We start from the raw sequence: 19,263 nt of genomic DNA on the forward strand, positions 1-19,263 counted from the left end.
TGTGATTATGCTCGGACAGCTTGAACCATCAAAGCAGGTTCCGAGTTGAACAGCGATGCCAGAATTCGCGTCACCTGAACCCTACATCATCTGGCTGACGCTTGCGGGCGTGCTTATTGCGCTGGTGGCTTGGTTGCCGCTTGCGCTGAAGCGTTTGCCGCTCTCGCTACCGATCCTGTGCATCGCGGCTGGCATTGGCATCTTCTTGCTGCCAGCGGTCTCGCTGCGTCCGCTGCCGCTCAGTTATCCGCAGATCACCGAGCGATCCACCGAGCTCGTCGTCATCATTGCGCTGATGGGTGCAGGACTGAAGCTCGATCGCTTGTTCAGCTGGCGACGGTGGAGTGTAACCTGGCGACTCCTGGCAATCACGATGCCGCTTTCGATTATCGCCATCACCGCGATCGGCGGTTGGGGTCTTGGCCTTAGCTGGACCGCCGCGCTGCTGCTCGGCGCGTGTCTCGCGCCGACTGATCCGGTGCTCGCCGCCGATGTCCAAGTCGGCCCGCCCGAGAGCGGGGAGGAAGATGAAGTCCGCTTCGGGTTGACCTCAGAGGCGGGTCTAAATGACGGCTTCGCATTCCCGTTCGTCAACCTTGCCATCGCGCTAGCGCTGTCCGCCGGCACCGGCGCGCCGTGGGCGCGCGACTGGTTCGTCCACAATGTGTTGTGGGAGATCGGCATCGGGATCGCCGGCGGCTGGCTGATTGGGTGGGTGTTCGGATGGCTCACATTCCGCGTGCCGGCGGAGACGAAACTGGCCAAGACCGGCGATGGGCTGATCGCCATCGCGGCCACCTTCATATCATACGGCCTTACCGAGATGCTCGATTGTTACGGCTTCCTGGCCGTGTTCGTGACTGCACTCACGTTACGCCGATCGCATCATAATCACGATTTTCATCATGAAATGCACGATATCACCGAACAGGTCGAGCGCATCGCCATGATGGTGTTGCTGATCCTGTTCGGCGGGGCGCTCGTCAACGGGTTGCTAGACGCGTTGCGTTGGTCAGATGTCGTTGCAGCTGTCGCCATCATTCTCGTCGTTCGCCCCGCGGCCGGCTTGGTCGGCCTGATCAGCCTGCGTGCCGCCGCCTCCGAGAAGCTGACGCTTGCCTTTTTCGGCATCAGGGGGGTGGGGTCGTTCTACTATCTTGCCTATGCCCTCAATCATGCGCAGTTCGAACAAGCCGAGCGTCTCTGGGCAATTGTCGGCCTCGTGGCGCTGTTCTCCATCCTGCTTCATGGCCTTACGGTCACTCCAGTCATGCGTTCACTCGATCGGCAGCAAGGGCGCGATCCCGATCGGGAAGAGCTTCCGCCGCCAGGCCTGCAAGGCCCTGCCACCAATTAAGGACCGAATGCATTGCTTCCATACGCGTGCAACACGGCCTCGACAGCTGGCTGCAGAGCGCACGCCCCCTCATCCGGGTAGCAACGGCGTATAGTCGGTTGTATGTTACCGGGGCGGGTGCAATAGGGCTCGCGGGTGCCGATCCTACAGGGCGGCAGGTGTCAGCGCTGGTCGGGCCGCCAGTGCAGAACCGCTTCCAAGGTCGGCCGTGAGCGACATGCCCCTTCGCGCGCCAAGCGCACTGCGCAGCTTTCTAAAAAGCCAGGCTTCGGGTGGCCTGGTGCTGATGGCAGCTGCCGCACTGGCCCTGCTGGTGGCAAATTCGCCTTTGGCTCCTGCCTATTTCGATGCGCTGCAGACATATTTAGGTCCGCTGAGCCTCTCGCATTGGATCAATGACGGTCTGATGGCGGTGTTCTTCCTCCTCGTGGGCCTGGAGATCAAGCGCGAGGTGCTCGATGGGCAATTGTCGAGCTGGAACCGCCGCATCCTGCCGGGCGTGGCTGCACTGGGCGGGATGATCGTGCCAGCGCTGATCTTCCTGGCGTTTAACGGCCACGACGCGAACACCGCACGTGGATGGGCAATTCCCTCGGCGACCGATATCGCGTTCGCCCTGGGTGTCTTGTCGCTGCTCGGCAATCGCATTCCCACATCGCTGAAAGTGTTCCTGACGGCGCTCGCGATCATTGACGACCTGGGCGCGGTGATCATTATAGCCCTGTTTTACACCAGCAATCTGTCGATCCTCTATCTTGCGCTTGCCGGCGTGATCCTGGCCGCGCTGATTGGCATGAACCGGTGCGGCGTCGTGCGTCTTGCGCCTTATCTGCTCTTTGGCGGCCTGCTGTGGTTCCTGGTCCTCCAATCCGGAGTTCACGCGACCATTGCTGGGGTCGTGCTTGCCCTTACGATTCCTCTGCGTCGCGCACCCGGCCGCCCCGACGACATGAAGCACTCGCCGCTGCATAAATTGGAACACAGTCTTCACGGCTGGGTGACGTTCCTGATCGTGCCGATATTTGGATTTGCCAATGCCGGCGTTTCCTTCGCCGGCCTGACGCCGGCAGTTCTCACCGACCATCTGACGCTGGGTGTCGCCTTGGGGCTGCTCGTCGGCAAGCTCGTCGGCGTGTTCGGCAGCGCTTACCTGGTGATCCGAGCAGACTGGGCCGACATGCCGGCCGACGCGAGTACGGTTCAACTGCTTGGTGTGTCACTTCTGTGCGGCATCGGTTTCACGATGAGCCTGTTCATCGGCCTGCTGGCATTCGCGAATAATGCGTTGCTTCAAGAGGAGGTGAAGATCGGTATCCTCCTGGGCTCGGCGCTGGCGGGACTTCTTGGGTGGAGCATCTTGCGCGTTGCGCGTCGCGAAACGTCGTCGACTTCAAAGGTTCAAGAGGCCGATCACGCCTGATAGCGTGCCACGCGCGGGATCACCTCGATGATCGTATCGCCCTCAATCAGTCGAGCAGCCTCAGGCTCCCAGAATCCGAAGCATTTGCCATTCCGATAGATTCGATGCCCAAGACCGGTTTCGATGTCGGCGAGGCGAGTTCCGATTTCGGCCTCGGTAACCGTCCGTTCGTGCAAGGCGACGCGCCCGCCCGATGCGGCAAGATCGGCCATATATTCCGCAAGATGCGCCCCATGGGTGGAGCCGGCGAGCAGCAATCCGGCGAAGCTCGCCGGATTGATCACGGTGTCAGCTCCTGCCTGATGAGCGATCGCTTCATTGTCTTCGGAACGGATCACGACACTGATCGGGACCGATGGCGACAATCGTCTCGCGGTCAGTACGATCAGGATCGACGTGTCGTCACGACCGGCGGAGACGATCAAGGCCGACGCGCAATCGATCTTCACGGCCTCGAGCGCCGCGTTTCGCGTCGCGTTCCCCTCCATTACAGTCGCGCCGCAGCCTTCCGCCGCTCGCAGCGCGGACGCACTTTCATCGATCACCACGATGGTATTGGGGTCGGCACCGCGCCGGATCAGCTCATTTACAGCTTCCGAGCCGCTCGTGCCATATCCTGCCACGACAACATGGCCTTCAAGATGCCGCTGGATCACTTTCATGCGCCACCTTTCCCATACGCGTCTGAGAAGAAAATCATAAGCCGTGCCAAGAAAGATCAACCACACGAACAGTCGGATCGGCGTGACGACGAACGTGTCGAACAAGCGCGCCTGCTGCGTCACCGGCACGATGTCCCCATAGCCGACGGTCGTGACGGTAATCATCGTAAAATAAAGCACGTCGGCAAAGCTGATCGGCTCGCCTGAGCTTTGCCGCAGCCCGTCGCGGTCGAACCAGTGGACCGCGAGAGCCACGCCGATCATGCCGAAAGCAAGCGAAATGCGCCAGACCAGCGACAGCCAGACCGGCGTGCGGCGCTTGCGACGCAGATGATATGACCAGTGGTCCGCGTCGTCAGAGCGCATCGCTACCACTTGCCGACGCATCGTGTAGGGTCATGCCGAGGGTGGATTGTCGCTACGCATTCAGCCCGGGCGCCATTCGCTCAGCATCGTGCCGTCAGCTTCCTCGAATGCCACGCGGTCAAGCTTGGTCGCGACGACACACACCGGACGCTGGTCAGGGCCGGGCGCGCCGCACCGTATCGCTCGGCCGTTTGGATAAGACGCGATCCTGCCTTCCAGGATCAGGCGATATCCCTGCGCGGGCGGCTTTAGCGGCGCTTCGCCTTCTGGCCGGATAGTAAACATATAGGCACGGCCATTGCGCCGTCCGATGCGGGAGCCGCCAGCCTCGAAGATCGCAGCCAGGCCGAGCGTTTGAGGCGCTGCGCCGATGTTAGCGGTCTGAAGTGGGTCGCCTTGCACCGTCGGACAGCGCTCCGACTCCATCCATGGGCGCGGAATCCAAAACCCTTCGACCGCTTCCCAATCAGGTGCATCGGCGCTTCCAGCGATCAGCGCAGACCCCGCCCAATCGCCCGGGATCATGTTCAGCACGATTGTCTTGCCTTCATCGCCCCAAGACCAGCCCGCCACGCCCGACGCATGCTCGAGTGCTAACGGCGTAGGACCGGAGCAGCCAAATGCGATCTTGATGGAAAAGGTCCGGCCTACCAGAGGGTCGGTTGCCGCCGGTTTCTCGGCTGCCGTATATTGCGAGGTGGCTTGCCGCGCCGCATCGATCAAATCGGCGCGCGACAGCCGTGGCCGCGGCGCAGGCGGCAGAGGCGCGGGCGGTCGGGCTGGCGCCTCCAGCTGGACATTGGCCGGTGTGGGCTCAGGCGCGGACGCATCACAGCCTGCGAGCACCAAGGCGAGCGCCGATGAGACGATCGCTATCCGTGCCGGACGGTCCTGTGGCGAGTGCGGCTCCAGGGAGAACATGCGGTTACGATAGCAGGTCCGCACGAAATTGGGAGGCTTGACGAACGCATCTGGCATGGCTCTGCAGGGCGGATGGAGTTCAATCAGATCGCGGCGCTGGTCGTCCTGGTGGTTGTGGTCGGCGTGCTGATCCATGGCAAGCTGCGCTCCGATGTTGCCGCGCTCTCGGCCGCGGCAGCACTTCTTCTTCTTGGGGTAATACGTCCCGTAGAGGTGCAAGGCGCGTTCGCCAGTCCCGCGATCATCGCGCTCGCCTGTCTGTTCGTCATTGCCTATGCGATCGAGCTTTCAGGGCTGCTCGGGCTGCTTATCCGCCAGGCGACAAAACTGTGCGCGCGACTTGGGGCCGCAGGATTGTGGCTGGTCATGCTGGCGTGCGGGGGCGCGTCGGCGTTTCTCAACAACACGCCGATCGTCGTCCTCGCGGCGCCGGTCGTCAAGGACGTCGCAACGTCGATCGGTCTTTCCCCGAAGCGTTTTCTGATCCCGCTCAGCTACGTCACGATTCTTGGCGGCGCCTGTACGCTGATCGGCACGTCCACCAACCTGCTGGTCAACGACATGGCTCGAAACGCGGGACAGCCCGTGTTCGGCATCTTCGAGATCACGCCGGTCGCATTGGTGATCGCCGCTGTCGGAGGTCTTTACCTGTTTCTGGTCGGTGGACCGCAACTCGCGAAGAGCGAAGGAAGCACCGGTCCTGTCGCAGATACGCACGAGCAGACTGGCGACGGCACGATGGGCGATATCGAGCTGTTCGCGGTCGACCGGCCATTCGAGCCGAAACGCGCCTTCATTGCCTTGCTCGTGTTTGTCGCCGTGATCGGGGGCGCTGCCACCGGCTATGCGCCGATCGCGGCGGCCGCTTTCGCTGGCGCGATCACGCTCATCCTGTTGCGCGTGATCAGCCCTGAAGAAGCCTATGCCGGCTTGCGTCCCGAAGTCCTGCTGCTCATCGCCGGTATGGTCGTCGTCGGACTGTCGATCGAGGTGACCGGGCTCGCCGCGTCAGGCACTGAATTGCTCATCGACTTCATACGACCGTTCGGCCCCTGGGTCGCCTTGGCCATTCTGTACGGCGTCACGCTGTTCGCCACCGAATTCCTGTCGAATGCGGCAGTCGCTGTGCTGATCACGCCCGTGGCGGTCGCGTTGGCCGAAAGTCTGGGCGTTGAACCACGCCCATTTCTGGTCGCGGTGATGATGGCAGCCAGCGCGGCGTTCGCTACACCCTTCGGATACCAGACGAATGTTCTCGTCTTTCAGCTTGGCAAGTACAAGTATATGGACTTCGTGCGGGTCGGCGTCCCGCTGAACGTGCTGACTTGGATCGCTGGGGTTGTCGCGATCCCTTACTTTTTCCCGTTCTGAACTCAATCAGACTCCAGCCGGAACCTTCGTACCACGAGCGAGTCCTCCTTTCGTACATCGGAGAAAATCATGAATGTGCAGAGCATATTGCAAACGGCGACTGTCTTACTGTTGCTGACGGCGCTTGGCGGCGTCGCGATGGCGGTACAACGTCTCACGCGCAACCAGAACCCGCCGAACTGGTTGGCGATGGCCCACGGCCTGCTCGCTGCCGCGGCGTTCGGCCTGCTACTGTACGCTTCTTTTCAGGATGACGTTCCAGGTAGCGCCGCGACTGGCATTGTCATCTTGTTGGTTGCTGCGGGAGGCGGCATCGTCATGAACCTGCACTATCATCTTGCCGGCAAGCTGATTCCGCAGTGGCTGTTGCACCTTCACATTCTGCTCGGCGTGGTCGGGACCACGCTTGTGGCATGGGGAGCTTGGGGTGCACCCACATTGTAGCCGTATTGAGCACGACTGACCGCTTCCGCCCCGCTCCCCAACTGATGACCACATGATATCCATGCCCGACCGAGCAGAAATGGCGAAGGATCGCACCGACCTTGCCGAGGATCGGACCGTTCTGGCGCACGAGCGCAGCTTCGCGGGCTGGGTCCGGACGGGAATGGCAGCGGTGGGCATCGGCGTCGGGTTCCACGCGCTATTTGAGTCGCTCAACCCGACATGGGTACCGAAGGCAATCGCAACGGCGTTCCTGCTCATAGCGATTTTCATATTTTTGTCGGCCGAGCGCAGAGCGTGTCGCATCCTGGATAATCTGGATCCGCATAACGTGGCTGTGATCAAGCCGATCAGAATTCGGCTACTGAGCTGGGCGCTGGCCGCTGCTACAGCCGCGCTTGGCGCCGCGCTCTGGTTGTTGGTTCGCGTATGAAGTTCACGGCCTACTGTGAATGCCAGCAAGCAATAGATCAGAAGGTTGTCCCTGCCTGCCCCAGGTCCGGGACAACAAGTCCGGCTGCATCCGCGTGCTGCGCGGTCATGGGTCTACGGCCTATCTAAATACCCCGTTTCCCAGATGTTACCGGTGCCCAGCGGCCGATCGTGCCTGCCCGCCCGGGAGCGCTGTGCTGTCCGGATCTCTCTGCTATTAAATTGCTGTCAACTGTCGACAAACCGATTTAGTCTGTTGTCCGACACTCGATGCTCTGGACAACGCTAATGGCGACCGTACTGCTGACCGACATTGCCTGGCCTGATTGCCAACTGGAAGAGGAGTTGCTTGCCGCTACCGGGCACAAGCTGATCTGGCGAGACACGAACGCGCGATCAGAAGGTCATGTCTTGGCCCTTTGCCGGGAGCATCAACCCGACGCCATTATGACCTGTTGGGCCCCGGTAAGCGAGGCCAGCATTGATTCGGTGCCGAACCTGCGATTGATCCAACGGCTCGGCATCGGCCTCGACAATATCGATGTCGAGGCAGCCACGCGCCACGGCTGCTGGGTTGCAAATGTGCCGGGATATTGCGCGGAGGAGGTCTCGGACCATGCGGTGGCGATGTTGATGTCCCTCGCCCGAGATCTTCCTCGGATCAATGCGAGCGTGCGATCCGGCATTTGGGACCCTGCACTGGTCAAAGCCCGGCGGGTTTGTTCTCTCACCATCGGTCTTTTGGGCTATGGCAGCATTGCGCAAGCCATTGCGCGCAAGCTGAACGGGCTTGGTTGCTCAATTCTTGCGCACAACCGTTCCGGCGTGGTCGCAGGTCCTGCCCGCTATGCTCCTCTCGACGAGATGCTCGCGACTTCAGATGCCGTGATTGTGCTTGCCCCGCTTAATGCAGGCACCCGACATCTTCTAGACGAGGCCGCATTCGCACAGATGCGCACGGGCTCGTTCCTGATCAACGTCAGCCGTGGCGCCATCGTCAGTAACGATGCGTTGATTCGCGCGCTAGCTGATGGGCGCATTGCTGGCGCAGGCCTCGACGTCATCGATGGCGAGCCGGATATTCCGCCTCTCCTGCTTGCTGATCCTCGGGTGATCGTCACGCCGCACGTTGCCTTCTCCTCCGCGGAATCGCTGATCGATATGAAGCTGGCGGTCTGCGAGGAAGTCGCTCGCGTGCTCGGCGGGGAGCCGCCGCGTCAAGCTTGCAACCGATTGCAAGAAACGGCGTACTGACCCGGGCTTCGCCCGGCAGACGCCGGGGCAGGCCGTTAACGAAGAACGGCGATGCGCTTCTCGCACGGGTGACTCGACAATCCCAACTCAGGCGGTATTGTTGACAGTCTGCAATTCAGAGCGGGGGAAAGATGTCGCTATCTGCTAGTCAAGAGGGGCAGCCCCCAGCTCCTACCACATCGGGGCAAGGCACGCCCTATCGCTGGCGCATCTGCGCGCTGATCTTCGTGGCGACGACCATCAACTATGCCGATCGTCAGCTATTGGGCATTCTGAAACCCATCCTCGATACCGAAATCGGCTGGTCAGAACGCGAATATGGCTATGTCGTGCTCGCGTTTCAGGCGGCCTATGCCATCGGCTTGACTGGCTCGGGGTGGCTGCTCGACCGCATCGGCGCGCGGCGCGGTTATGCGCTCGCGACTGGCATCTGGAGCCTCGCGATCGCCGCGCACGCGGTTAGCAGCAGCTTTATCGGCTTCGTTGCAGCGCGTTTCGCGCTGGGAGTCAGCGAGGCAGGCAACTACCCCGCCGCGATCAAGTCCGTGGCCGAACATTTCCCCCAGCATCAGCGCGCCACCGCAACTGGCCTGTTCAACGCGGGATCCAATGTCGGCGCAATGCTGGCGCCGCTGCTTGTGCCGCTTGTGCTGGCGGCGCTCGACTGGCGCTGGGCGTTCCTGTTTGCGGCGATCCCCGGGCTGATCTGGGTTGTTGCATGGCTACTGCTGACCCCACGCGAGCATCGCCCGGAGCGGGCCGCGATGCGCCGTGCGACTCCACTGCGGCACCTGGTCCGCACTCGCGGACTCTGGGCCTACGCCATCGCCAAATTTCTGACCGATCCGGTCTGGTGGTTCTTCCTGTTCTGGCTGCCGGATTTTCTGAACAAGAGCCACGGTCTTCAAGTCAGCCAGCTCGGACTGCCGCTCCTCACTGTCTACCTGCTTGCCGACGTCGGAAGCATCGCGGGCGGCTGGTCCTCATCCGCGCTGATCCAGCGCGGCGTCTCGGTCAACAAGTCTCGCAAATTTGTGATGCTGACCTGCGCCATCCTGATCCTGCCAGTGGCGTGGGCCCCCTCGCTTCAGGGGCTGTGGCCCACCGTATTCCTGGTCAGTCTCGCTGTAGCCGGACACCAGGCCTGGTCAGCCAACCTGCTCACGCTCGTCTCCGACCAGTTTCCGGCGGAGGAAGCGGCTTCAGTGGCGGGATTTGGCGGTACGATCGGCGCGGTCGGCGGGATGGCAATGGCCTGGATGGTCGGGCATTGGCTCGACGCCGAGAGCGGCTATTCGGCGATATTCCTTGCCGCGGCCGGAGCCTATCTCGTCGCGTTCGCGGTCATCCATCTGCTGGTTCCAGTCATTGGCGGACAGGAGCACCGCAGCGCATCCCCGCTCGCGTGAGGACGCGCAACGACATCAATCCAGGGCCAAGCCATGCAAGTCTATGATGACACTCCCTGCCAGCTCGGAGAATCGCCCCTGTGGCATCCCGAGCGAGACGAGCTCCTGTGGGTTGATATCCTCGATCAGCGCCTGTTTGCCTCCAACGGCAATGACCAGCGTAGCTGGCGCTTCGAACGCCCGGTTTCGGCGATCGCATGGGTCGATCGCGAGCGCCTTATCGCCGCCGACTCGAATGAACTCTTCGTGTTCGACCTTGCACGAGCTTCGCGAAAGTCGATCTGCGGCCTTGAGGCCGACAAGGTCTCGACGCGAAGCAATGATGGGCGCGCGGACCCGTGGGGCGGGTTCTGGATCGGCACGATGGGCCTGCAAGCGGAAGTCGGTGCGGGAGCGATGTATCGCTGGTATGGCGGCGAACTTCGCCAGATCGCCCGCGGCCTGACCGTACCGAACGCCACTTGCTTCGATGAAGACCGGCACCGCGCCTATTTCGCCGACACCGTCACACATCGCCTGATGACCGTGCCCATGGACGAGGATGGCTGGCCGACCGCGCAGCCTGAGGTTTTCCTCGACACTTCCAATGAAGGCTTGCTCATGGATGGCGCGATCACCGACCGGGCGGGCAACATTCACATCGCTTGCTGGGACGCGAGCAAACTGATCACCGTTTCGCCCGAAGCGGAAATCGCCGCCGAGTTGTTCGTGCCCGTGCAGCGACCTACTTGCCCCGCCTTTGGCGGCCCAGATGCAGCGCGACTTTATTTGACCAGCGCTGCCGTCGATCTCGATGGTGAACTGGACGGCCTCACCCTTTCCGCCACCGCGAACCTGCCTGGTAAATTCGAGCCGCGCGTTGTGCTCGCAAGCTAGCGACAGACACGATCAAGGCATATCGCCCAGCGCTGCGCAGCTGTCTTGGGCAGCAGGTTTGCGCGCGCCAGTGCATGTCCAGGTGCGTTCACGAACTATGGTCGGGCGATGAGCTGATCAAGTTGCCCCGTTTCGCGCGCTCTGCGGCCATAAACCCACTCGAAGACGGGCGTCGCCATGACGGTGGTGATGATCGCCATCAGCACCAGCATCGAGAACAGCGTCGGTCCGATAATGCCCTGTTGCAGGCCGATGTTGATGATGATCAGCTCCATCAAGCCACGCGAGTTCATCAATGCGCCAATCCCGAGCGCGGTGCGATTGTCCTCGCCCGACAGGCGCGCGGCAGCGTAGCATGCCCCGAACTTGGCCAGAATGGACACGGCAAGGATGCCCAATGCGATCAACAGCAATGGGATCGAATTCACCATGTTAAGTTGGGTATTAAGCCCCGAATACGTGAAAAACATCGGAAGCAGCAGGACCACGGCCAGCGGCTCGACCTTCTTCTTCAACTCCTCGACCAACAGACCGCGCGGCATGCACACGCCGATCAGGAAGCCTCCGAAGATCGCATGGATTCCGATTGCGTCCATCAGAAAGGCCGAAAGGCAGAACAGCAGCATGGTGATGGCGAGGATGTCCGTGGTCATCTCGCCGCGCGCTTGTACCGCACGCTCGAGCGGAATGAGCAGGCGGCGACCAAATTTCAGCATGAAAGTTGTGTAAAGCGCAGCCCCCAGGATCGCGATGACGGCAACGCCCGGGCCGGCGCCGAACGCGGCGAGCACGAGCGCGAGCACGCACCACGATGCTGCGTCATCGAAGGCACCCGCGGTAAGCGTCAGCGTGCCAAGGGAGGAATTCGCCAGCCCGCGCTCGTTGATGATACGGGCGAGCATGGGAAAGGCTGTGAGTGCGATGCATGCACCGAGAAACAGCGTCGCATTCGCTTGCGAAATGCCGGCTGCGAAGAGGCCTGGGATGTTGAGCAGCACCGGTGTTATCAGCGCCGCCAAAAGAAAGGGCGCGACAATGCCGGCTGCGGACACGAACCCGGCGCTTTTCGCCTTGCTCCTGAAATGGTCGAGCCGCAGCGTCAGGCCCACCATGAACATGTAGAGCCCGACACCCAGCTGTGCGCCGACGTAAAGGACAGTACGCGATTCTACTGGGAAGATGGCGTTGTGCAGCTCGGGCAGGAAGAGTCCGAGCAGTGACGGCCCGAGCACGACACCTGCGACCATCTCGCCTACCACTTGGGGCTGTCGCAAGAATGTCTGCCCAAGCCTGCCGACGACGCGGCACGTGAATATGATGACGGCGAGCTGCAGGAAAAATCGGATGCTGAAATCCGTCGGCGTGTAACTTCGCGCGGTCACCATGGCCGGCCCGTGGGGATTCAGCACGTCGGTGAGGACCGCCCATGCATCGCTCAACCAGTCCAGCATCGCTTGCCCCCCACAATATTACAGCCCGCCGCGTGCCCGATTGCACCTTGAATCGTCCCGCTACCCGCGCTGACAAGCCTCACGGTAGACAGAAAGCGCAACGCGACGCTGCTTCCGGCCGGCACCTTGACGGTGCCACAAGGCACGAACGGCATGACCTGTCGCCGGCTGGCGCAGGGCATGAGCGTACAAGCCTTGCGCACCAGCGTTGCGGGACAGGAATGGGCAGCGCGACGATTTGGCAGCGCTCGGGTCCACCCGCCCACGCTAACGCAAGCGATTGCGACCGCCATTCTCCTCCTGATGGATCACGACCGGCCAGCCCGGGAACTGGCCGTCGCGGGCGGCCGGATCGGCAAAGAATCGATAGGCGCTCAGCGTATAGGTGCGCGCCTGCGTGTCGAATTCGATCATGCCAAATCCGCTGCCCTTTTGCTGTGCCTGCGCATAGCGGTTCGCCGCCGTGCCGATGTCGGGATTGGCGACGGCGTAGACATAGACGCGATTGCCGAAGCTGTCCTGATACTCACCGGTCTCGGCAAGGCCATGGGCTGGGCGGTTGCGGACCGGCAGGCCCACCGCATCCGGTCGCCACCAGCGCGGCCACCCGGCCGCGATCGCTGGCGTGCAGAAGGCCCAGCTGCTGTCGCGCTGCGCCTCCACCCCATATTGCGTGAGGGTGCCAAGATGCGTGTCGCCGCAGATATGAAGCGCCTTTGCCGTGCCCATGAGTCGCACTGCCCGGTCGCGCGCTGTACGCGGCCAGCCATTGCTGTCGATGTCATATTTGAGGTAGCGGTCCGGCTCTGGCTGGTGCGTCGAGACCCCCGCGAACACGGACTGGCTAATCACGGCCTTCAGCTTATGGCCACGCCAGTCGCTGGCCCAACGTGCCAGGAATGCTTCCTGCCTGGCGCCCAGAAGCTGGAGGTCATCGCGATCCATTGCGGGATTGATCGATCGGGGATTCTCGCCCTGCCCGGTTTCGCCGACGACGAGCTTCAGACGTTCGGGTCCAGACTTCCATTGCCGGTCGGCGATGATGGCGAAGCCGACGCCGCCATAGACGAGTTCGGTATGATAGACGCTGATGCCTTGTGCGACCGGCGCGGGATCGACTGGATCCGGCAGGTGGGAGACGGTGGTGCGATGGACCGCATTCACCACCCGGGGAGGCTCGATATAGCCCCCCGATCCATCGGATCGCTTGGAAGCAAGCGCCGCTTCGGAGAATGCCGCGCCGCCCTCGCCCCACAAATTGCCCTGGAGCACGTCATGGTCGTCGGGCAGGCAAACGGTCGGCGCATGCCGCATCACGTCGCGGAATGCCCAGCCGAACTGGTAGTATTTGCGCAAATAGTTGAGGATCGCCCGATCGGCAGGCGCCCGGATGACGCCGAAGCCGCCATGATTCTCGTAGATCTGATCGCCGGAGAACAGGACAAGATCGGGCTGGAGTCGAAGGACATTGTTGGCCACCGGCTCATAAGGAAAGGCATAGTCGTTCTGGCAGGTCAGCGCCGCCATGCGCAGCGGGCGCGCGGCGGGCGCCGCGCGGATCGTGCCGGCATATTGATCGGTCTCGACCGCGCCACCGCGCAAGCTCTCGCGATATAGCAGGCGATAGCGCAGATCGCGCCCGGCTTCCCAGTTCGCGATACGGAATGTAGCCACCCAAGCGTCGGGATCGAGCCGAGCCGTTCCCAGCGAGCTCCATTTTCCGCCGCGTTGCACCTGCAGCTCGATATCCTTGCTGTCCTGCGGTCCCATCGGTCCCGTCAGCGCACTCAGCTTGAGGACATAGCCCTCGCCCCCACGCGTGTCGCTCAACGTGTACATCGCCCACAAGATAGGCCCGAACCGCTGCTTGGACGCATGAGCAAAGGCATCCCCTGTCAGCCGCCAGTCACTGAACCGGAACCTGGAACTTGCCTGTGCCTTGTCATCGATCGCGGGGGTGGAGAAGTTGCTCACGACGGCGACGTTGCCGAGCACGCGCGCCGATGCCACTTGAGCGGCGAGCTCGACTGGCGCCATCTTGCCGTCCATTGCCTGGACGGTCAAAGTGAGCGCCACGCCGCCGTCGCGCGGCTCACCGCGCAGCAAGAGCTCAAACTCGCCGCTGCCCATCGTCCTGGGCAGCTTCGCCGACCGATCACCCAGGACGATCCGGTCTTCAAGGATGCCGGCATCCAGCCCCTTTTGAACGAAGCAGTTGCTGCGATATTCGTCGATCTCGCTCCTGATGCCGATCCGGAGCGACGCGCCGCCATTGGCATCGGGCGAGCCCAGGTTGCGCACGCGAATTGCCAGGCTGAAACGGCGTTCGGCGTCGACCAGCTGATGCACGAGCGAATGCACGCTGCGATTGCCCCCGGGCGAGGCACACTCGATCGCGCCATCGGCGATCCGCCAATCCTCCATCGGATTGGCCCAGTAATCGCCCCCGATCCACACGCGATCGTGTCGCGAGGACCAGTTCGACTTGGCCGTGCCCGCCAGCCGCTGGCCTTTGGCCAATGCGCCGATTGTTGCTGCGCCAGGCGTGGCGAGCGCGCTAGCGACTGCGCTGGCAGCCGCGGCTTTCAGGCTGCTTCTGCGGGATACGTTGTCAGGCATGATTTTCTCCAAGGTCGTCCAGCAGTGCGCGACGTTCAGTCGCGCGACCGCGCGGCGGCAGGCAGGCGTCCGACAGGCATGATCCGATTTGCCGCCACGTTGGTACGCCGCTCGCGCGTACCGTCTCGCCAGATCACCTCGACGCTGGCAGCGCGCGCAGACGAGCCCAGACCGAAATGCACCCATTCATTCATGCTTTGGCTATGGACTTCACCCGATGAACCTACATGGCGCAGTTGTTCGCCATGCGGCCCGGCAATGCGCACGATCGCGCCGGCGCCATCTGTTCCTTTGGAAGACGCGCCGACGCGGACGACCAGCCAGTTCCCGGTCGATGCCGTCACGTTTCGGTAAAGATGCCAGCCGCCCAGATCGTCGTCGCCGTTCAACAGGTCGAGCTTGCCGTCCCCATTGAAGTCATGCGCCGCGCCCATGTCGCCATGGCTGTTGCCACCGATGCCCGCAGTGGCACTGGGCATGTCCATGCCGGCAAATCCGCCCTTGCCCTGGTTGAGCAGGATCGAGTCCGCGACGCGGCGGCGCAATCCGCCGAAGTGGTGAAGGAAGAAGTCGGAGCGACCGTCATTGTCGAAATCGCCTGCGACAACGCCCCAATTGTTGCGCGCCGCTGCATCGGGCAAGCGAGCGGAGGCGTCCGTGAAGCGGTCGCCATCATTGCGCAGCAAGAGATCTGCAACGCCCATGTCTTGAGGTTTCCAGTCGGGCTTGATCGACGAGACGCCGGTGACTGACGCTCGAATGTCCCAGGCATGATCGCCTGAGAGGTGCCAGTCGAGACGCCACCGGTCATTGCCGAGATGCGCGAGATACCAGCCATCGCGGTTGCGCTCCGTCGCCCGGCCGCGCGCCTGTTCCGCTGCGATGGTCAACGGCTCGACGGGGGTTTCAACCTGCACGCCCTTCGCGCCCAGGAACAGGGGCAGAACCAGCCCCTGTGTGCGCCGCCAATGCCAGAAATCACGCAATACCACCGGACCGGCAGCGGTGAATTCGATGCCGTCGCTGCCTTTGTTTCCCGAATCGCGAAGATCGAGGCGGCCGCTTGCCGGATCGAAGTCGACAGCATTGTCGGCGATCTCGTAATAGACCTTGCCGCGTGCGAGATAGAGGTCAAAATCGCCGTCATTGTCATAGTCCGCTTCAGCGGCGGCTGTGACATAGGAGATTTGCGCCATCGCCTCGCCAAGCCGCGCGCGGGTCACGTCGCGGAAGCGGAAATTTCCGGCATTCTCCAGGAGCGTGAGCGGAGTGAACAGCACCAGGTCGGGACGGTGATCGCCGTTGAAGTCCGTCACGAGTGCGCGTTCGGCCTCGATCGGTTCGAACTGGCCGTTGGCACGATAGCGAAAGCGACCGCCCAGATTTTCGAACAGCAGGTTGCGCGGACCGGTTTCGCCGGGCAGCTGGCGCGCATTGATCGCGACGATATCGAGATCGCCGTCCGCATCGAGATCGACCCAGCGCACCGATCGCCCCCGTGCGCCATATCCAGTCAGCCCGGCTTGCGCGGTGACGTCGGCATAGCGCCTGCCCTCGAGGCGCAGCAAAATTGGGGGCCTTGGTTGCTTGCCATTGCCCCCGCCAACGGCAACCAGCAGATCGAGGTCGCCATCGCCATCATAGTCGCCGGGCGCCATGCCGTGAATGTCGCGATAGATATCCGGGAGCTCACCCGCGACGAAGCGTCCGTCCGCAGTGCCCCAGAACAATTGAAGGGGATCTTCGTCATGATTTCCGAGCAACAGATCCACATGTCCGTCGCGATCGAGGTCGGCGATGACCGGCCCGCCATATTTCCATCCCGGCGTGGAGCGAAGTCCAGATGCCGCGGTTACCTCTTCAAACCGGATTTGACTTCGCTCGGCTTGCTCGGCTCGCTCGCTCGCCTGCGGCGACGGCGCGGCGGCGACACTCGCCATGATCAGCCAACCCAACATCGTGTCTCTCCCGTTCATGCGCTTTTGCTGGAAAGTGCCTGAGCGCTGTAGATTGTCAACATTTGATATTGGCGGCACCCTTGACACTTTCGTCGACAATTGACAATTGGGGAGGATGGCAGGGGTGACGAGCGCGGGCGCCGCGATGGGCGGTGATCAGGTGGTGGCAGCTGGCGAGGCGGCGCGCATCGTGGCGGTGGAGGCGGTGCTGTACCGTGTGCCGCTGGCCGAGGCGCTGGTCGATGCCGGGCACGGCCTGCACACGCATTTCGAGCTTGTGACCTGTCGCATCGTCTGTGCCGACGGGGTCGAGGGTGTCGGCTACACCTATACCGGCGGCACCGGGGGCGGCGCGATCCGCGCGCTGCTGCGCGAGGATATCGCCCCGCTGCTCAAGGGCGCCGATGCGCATGATGTCGAGGCGCTGGCCGCGCGCATGCGCGCCACGCTACACTATCTCGGTGTTGGCGGCATCTGCGGCTTCGCCATCGCCGCCGCCGACATCGCGTTGTGGGACATTCGCTGCAAGCGGCTCGGCAAGCCGCTCTGGCAGGTCGCCGGCGGCACCGATCCTGCCGTCCGCTGCTATCGCGGCCTCATCGACCTTGGCTATTCCGACGACCAGCTGCTCGAGCGCGTCGCCGCCGAGTTCGCCGCCGGCCATACCGGCATCAAGCTCAAGGTCGGCCGCCCCGACATCGCCACCGACATCCGTCGCGTGCGCGCCGTGCGCGAACTGATCGGCACCGATCGCGCGCTCATGGCCGACGCCAACTATAGCTGGGACGCCCCCGCCGCCATCGCCTTTGCCCGCGGCGTCGAAGACATGAACCTGGCCTGGTTCGAGGAACCCGTCGCCCATGACGACCTCGACGCCTATGCCAGCGTCGCCGCCGCCACCGCCATCCCGCTGGCCTCCGGCGAAAACCTGCGCACCCCGGCCGAGTTCGGCCAGGCCATCGCTCATCACGCCATCGCCGTCCTCCAGCCCGACGCCTCCAATATCGGCGGCATCACCCCTTGGCTCGACGTCGCCCGCCGCGCCGCAGCCGCCGGCAAACCCGTCGCATCGCACGGCATGCACGAACTCCACGTCTCCCTCATGGCCGCCATCCCCAATGCCGCCACCCTCGAAATCCACTCCTTCCCCATCGACGCCTACACCACCAACCCCACCACCGTCACAAACGGCAAAACCGCCGCTCCCAACACCACAGGATCAGGCGTCAGCTTCAATACCCAACGCCTCAAACCACATCAGGTGATCTAATGACCGCGATTGACCGTTTTCGCTGCTTCATCGACGGACGCTGGACTGAAGGCTCGTCCGGCGAATGGATGGAGGTGCTCGACCCCGCCAGCAACCGGCCCTGGGCAGAAGTGCCTGCCTGTTCGACCGCCGATTGCGAGGAGGCGCTCGATGCGGCAACACGCGCACAACCTGCTTGGCAGGCGCTTACGCCCATGCAGCGCGCCGAATATCTCGAGGCGCTGAACGCCAAGCTTGAGGAAAACCGAGAGCATTTCGCGCGGCTGCTCGTCCGCGAGCAGGGCAAGACGCTGCGCGAGGCGCATGGCGAGGTCACCGATACGATCGGCTATATGCGCTATGCCGCGCAGTCGGCGCGCTGGCTGCGTGGGGACATCTGGCCGGCCGATGCGCCCGGCGAGCGGCTTATGACGTTCAAGGTGCCCTATGGCGTCTGCGTCGCGATCTGCGCCTATAACTACCCGCTCGCGCTGATCGGCCGCAAGCTTGGGCCTGCGCTGGTGACGGGCAATACCGTGGTGTTGAAACCGCATGAGGCGACGCCAGTCACCGCAGCCGAGTTTTGTCGCCTTGTCGAAGAGGTCGGCATCCCGGCAGGCGTCGTCAACATGGTTACTGGCGACGGCGCCAGCGTGGGCGCTCCCCTCGTGGCGAGTTCCAAGACGCGGGTCATCACGCTTACGGGCAGCATCGCCGCGGGCCAGCGCGTCGCGCGTCTTGCGGCCGACAATCTCGCGGGGTTGTGCCTCGAGCTGGGAGGCAAGGCGCCCTTCATCGTGCTGGCCGACGCCGATATCGACAAGGCGGCGGAGGCGGCGGCGATCGCACGTTTCGCCAATAGCGGGCAGGTCTGCATCTGCAACGAGACGGTGATGGTGGAAGCATCCGTTGCCGACCAGTTTACCGCCAAGCTGTTGGAAAAGGTGAACACGATCCGCACCGGCAATCCAATGGACAATCCCGACATGGGTCCGCTCGCCACCCGCGCCGCGCGTGATCGCGTGCAGCATCTGGTCGAAAGCGCGGTCGCAGCGGGCGCAGAGCTGCTCGCCGGTGGCAAACAGGGTGCGCCCGAAGGACTTGAGGACGGCAACTGGTTCCAGCCGACCGTGCTCGCCTGTGGCGACGCGTCGCTTCCGCTGATCCGCGAGGAGATCTTCGGGCCGGTCTTGCCGATCATGCGCATCGACGACGCTGAACAGGCAATCGCGCTCGCCAATGCCCGCAATGACGGCCTGTCCGCTTATGTCTGGACCCGCGACAGCAGCAGGATCAACCTTTTCATCGACCGCCTCGAGACCGGCACCGTGTTCGTCAACAAGGGCATTTCGGGATCGTTCCATGGCTACCACAATGGTCACAAGCGCAGCGGCATCGGCGGCGAGGACGGACCTTATGGCCTTGAGAACTATCTGCAGAAGCGTACCGTCTATCTCGGATATTGAGCGCAAAG

Annotated in this window: 15 protein-coding genes; 10 read left to right on the forward strand and 5 right to left on the reverse strand. The window is 62.9% G+C overall.

Features of this window, described 5'->3' with window-relative positions:
* Positions 1-55: 55 nt before the first annotated feature.
* Together ACO05N_RS15525 and nhaA are read left to right on the forward strand one after the other, a co-directional pair.
* The gene (locus ACO05N_RS15525) at positions 56-1,357 is read left to right on the forward strand and encodes a cation:proton antiporter (RefSeq protein ID WP_422057918.1); all 1,302 of its coding nucleotides are present in this window, start codon (positions 56-58) and stop codon (positions 1,355-1,357) included.
* 217 nt (positions 1,358-1,574) lie between these two features.
* The gene (gene nhaA, locus ACO05N_RS15530; RefSeq protein WP_422058767.1) at positions 1,575-2,777 is read left to right on the forward strand and encodes a Na+/H+ antiporter NhaA; all 1,203 of its coding nucleotides are present in this window, start codon (positions 1,575-1,577) and stop codon (positions 2,775-2,777) included.
* Here nhaA and ACO05N_RS15535 read toward each other — a convergent pair.
* Together ACO05N_RS15535 and ACO05N_RS15540 are read right to left on the reverse strand one after the other, a co-directional pair.
* The gene (locus ACO05N_RS15535) at positions 2,768-3,805 is read right to left on the reverse strand and encodes a potassium channel family protein (protein WP_422057919.1); all 1,038 of its coding nucleotides are present in this window, start codon (positions 3,803-3,805) and stop codon (positions 2,768-2,770) included. The two genes, nhaA and ACO05N_RS15535, sit on opposite strands and share 10 nt — an antisense overlap.
* Before the next feature lie 60 nt (positions 3,806-3,865).
* Complete coding sequence (locus ACO05N_RS15540; RefSeq protein WP_422057920.1) at positions 3,866-4,861, reverse strand: hypothetical protein; 996 nt, start codon at positions 4,859-4,861, stop codon at positions 3,866-3,868.
* On the opposite strand from ACO05N_RS15540, the gene ACO05N_RS15545 reads away from it, so the two are divergent.
* From ACO05N_RS15545 to ACO05N_RS15570, 6 genes are all read left to right on the forward strand, one after another.
* Entirely contained in the window at positions 4,799-6,097 is a 1,299-nt protein-coding gene (locus ACO05N_RS15545) for an SLC13 family permease (protein WP_069319403.1), read from the forward strand. The genes ACO05N_RS15540 and ACO05N_RS15545 overlap by 63 nt on opposite strands.
* Positions 6,098-6,166: 69 nt before the next feature.
* Positions 6,167-6,541 (forward strand): hypothetical protein, encoded by a 375-nt coding sequence (locus ACO05N_RS15550; RefSeq protein WP_069319404.1) that lies wholly within the window; start codon positions 6,167-6,169, stop codon positions 6,539-6,541.
* Between the two features lie 79 nt (positions 6,542-6,620).
* Positions 6,621-6,974 (forward strand): YidH family protein, encoded by a 354-nt coding sequence (locus tag ACO05N_RS15555; protein WP_241527208.1) that lies wholly within the window; start codon positions 6,621-6,623, stop codon positions 6,972-6,974.
* A gap of 287 nt (positions 6,975-7,261) precedes the next feature.
* Entirely contained in the window at positions 7,262-8,227 is a 966-nt protein-coding gene (locus ACO05N_RS15560) for a C-terminal binding protein (RefSeq protein WP_069319406.1), read from the forward strand.
* A 227-nt stretch (positions 8,228-8,454) separates the two neighbouring features.
* A complete protein-coding gene (locus tag ACO05N_RS15565) occupies positions 8,455-9,636 on the forward strand; it encodes an MFS transporter (RefSeq protein WP_422057921.1) in 1,182 nt (393 codons plus the stop codon).
* A 33-nt stretch (positions 9,637-9,669) separates the two neighbouring features.
* On the forward strand, positions 9,670-10,512 hold the full coding sequence (locus ACO05N_RS15570; RefSeq protein ID WP_422057922.1) for an SMP-30/gluconolactonase/LRE family protein: 843 nt from the start codon (positions 9,670-9,672) through the stop codon (positions 10,510-10,512).
* A gap of 95 nt (positions 10,513-10,607) precedes the next feature.
* Here ACO05N_RS15570 and ACO05N_RS15575 read toward each other — a convergent pair whose 3' ends face one another.
* The 3 genes from ACO05N_RS15575 to ACO05N_RS15585 form a co-directional block, all read right to left on the reverse strand.
* Entirely contained in the window at positions 10,608-11,963 is a 1,356-nt protein-coding gene (locus ACO05N_RS15575) for a cation:proton antiporter (protein ID WP_069319408.1), read from the reverse strand.
* Between the two features lie 267 nt (positions 11,964-12,230).
* Positions 12,231-14,582 (reverse strand): alkaline phosphatase D family protein, encoded by a 2,352-nt coding sequence (locus ACO05N_RS15580; RefSeq protein ID WP_422057923.1) that lies wholly within the window; start codon positions 14,580-14,582, stop codon positions 12,231-12,233.
* 35 nt (positions 14,583-14,617) lie between these two features.
* On the reverse strand, positions 14,618-16,540 hold the full coding sequence (locus ACO05N_RS15585) for a CRTAC1 family protein (RefSeq protein ID WP_173655674.1): 1,923 nt from the start codon (positions 16,538-16,540) through the stop codon (positions 14,618-14,620).
* Between the two features lie 115 nt (positions 16,541-16,655).
* Between ACO05N_RS15585 and ACO05N_RS15590 the strand changes: the two genes are divergently transcribed.
* A complete protein-coding gene (locus ACO05N_RS15590) occupies positions 16,656-17,810 on the forward strand; it encodes a mandelate racemase/muconate lactonizing enzyme family protein (RefSeq protein WP_422057924.1) in 1,155 nt (384 codons plus the stop codon).
* The gene (locus ACO05N_RS15595) at positions 17,810-19,255 is read left to right on the forward strand and encodes an aldehyde dehydrogenase family protein (protein ID WP_069319411.1); all 1,446 of its coding nucleotides are present in this window, start codon (positions 17,810-17,812) and stop codon (positions 19,253-19,255) included. The genes ACO05N_RS15590 and ACO05N_RS15595 overlap by 1 nt, the downstream gene beginning before the upstream one ends.
* Positions 19,256-19,263 lie beyond the last annotated feature (8 nt).

The organism is Sphingomonas sp., from assembly GCF_965227385.1.
Lineage (GTDB): Bacteria > Pseudomonadota > Alphaproteobacteria > Sphingomonadales > Sphingomonadaceae > Sphingomonas.

Coding starts and splice junctions, on each gene's coding strand:
- ACO05N_RS15525 (WP_422057918.1), top strand. CDS start 56: ATGCCAGAATTCGCGTCACCTGAACCCTACATCATCTGGCTGACGCTT.
- nhaA (WP_422058767.1), top strand. CDS start 1,575: ATGCCCCTTCGCGCGCCAAGCGCACTGCGCAGCTTTCTAAAAAGCCAG.
- ACO05N_RS15535 (WP_422057919.1), bottom strand. CDS start 3,805: ATGCGCTCTGACGACGCGGACCACTGGTCATATCATCTGCGTCGCAAG.
- ACO05N_RS15545 (WP_069319403.1), top strand. CDS start 4,799: ATGGAGTTCAATCAGATCGCGGCGCTGGTCGTCCTGGTGGTTGTGGTC.
- ACO05N_RS15540 (WP_422057920.1), bottom strand. CDS start 4,861: ATGGATCAGCACGCCGACCACAACCACCAGGACGACCAGCGCCGCGAT.
- ACO05N_RS15550 (WP_069319404.1), top strand. CDS start 6,167: ATGAATGTGCAGAGCATATTGCAAACGGCGACTGTCTTACTGTTGCTG.
- ACO05N_RS15555 (WP_241527208.1), top strand. CDS start 6,621: ATGGCGAAGGATCGCACCGACCTTGCCGAGGATCGGACCGTTCTGGCG.
- ACO05N_RS15560 (WP_069319406.1), top strand. CDS start 7,262: ATGGCGACCGTACTGCTGACCGACATTGCCTGGCCTGATTGCCAACTG.
- ACO05N_RS15570 (WP_422057922.1), top strand. CDS start 9,670: ATGCAAGTCTATGATGACACTCCCTGCCAGCTCGGAGAATCGCCCCTG.
- ACO05N_RS15575 (WP_069319408.1), bottom strand. CDS start 11,963: ATGCTGGACTGGTTGAGCGATGCATGGGCGGTCCTCACCGACGTGCTG.
- ACO05N_RS15580 (WP_422057923.1), bottom strand. CDS start 14,582: ATGCCTGACAACGTATCCCGCAGAAGCAGCCTGAAAGCCGCGGCTGCC.
- ACO05N_RS15585 (WP_173655674.1), bottom strand. CDS start 16,540: ATGTTGGGTTGGCTGATCATGGCGAGTGTCGCCGCCGCGCCGTCGCCG.
- ACO05N_RS15590 (WP_422057924.1), top strand. CDS start 16,656: ATGGCAGGGGTGACGAGCGCGGGCGCCGCGATGGGCGGTGATCAGGTG.
- ACO05N_RS15595 (WP_069319411.1), top strand. CDS start 17,810: ATGACCGCGATTGACCGTTTTCGCTGCTTCATCGACGGACGCTGGACT.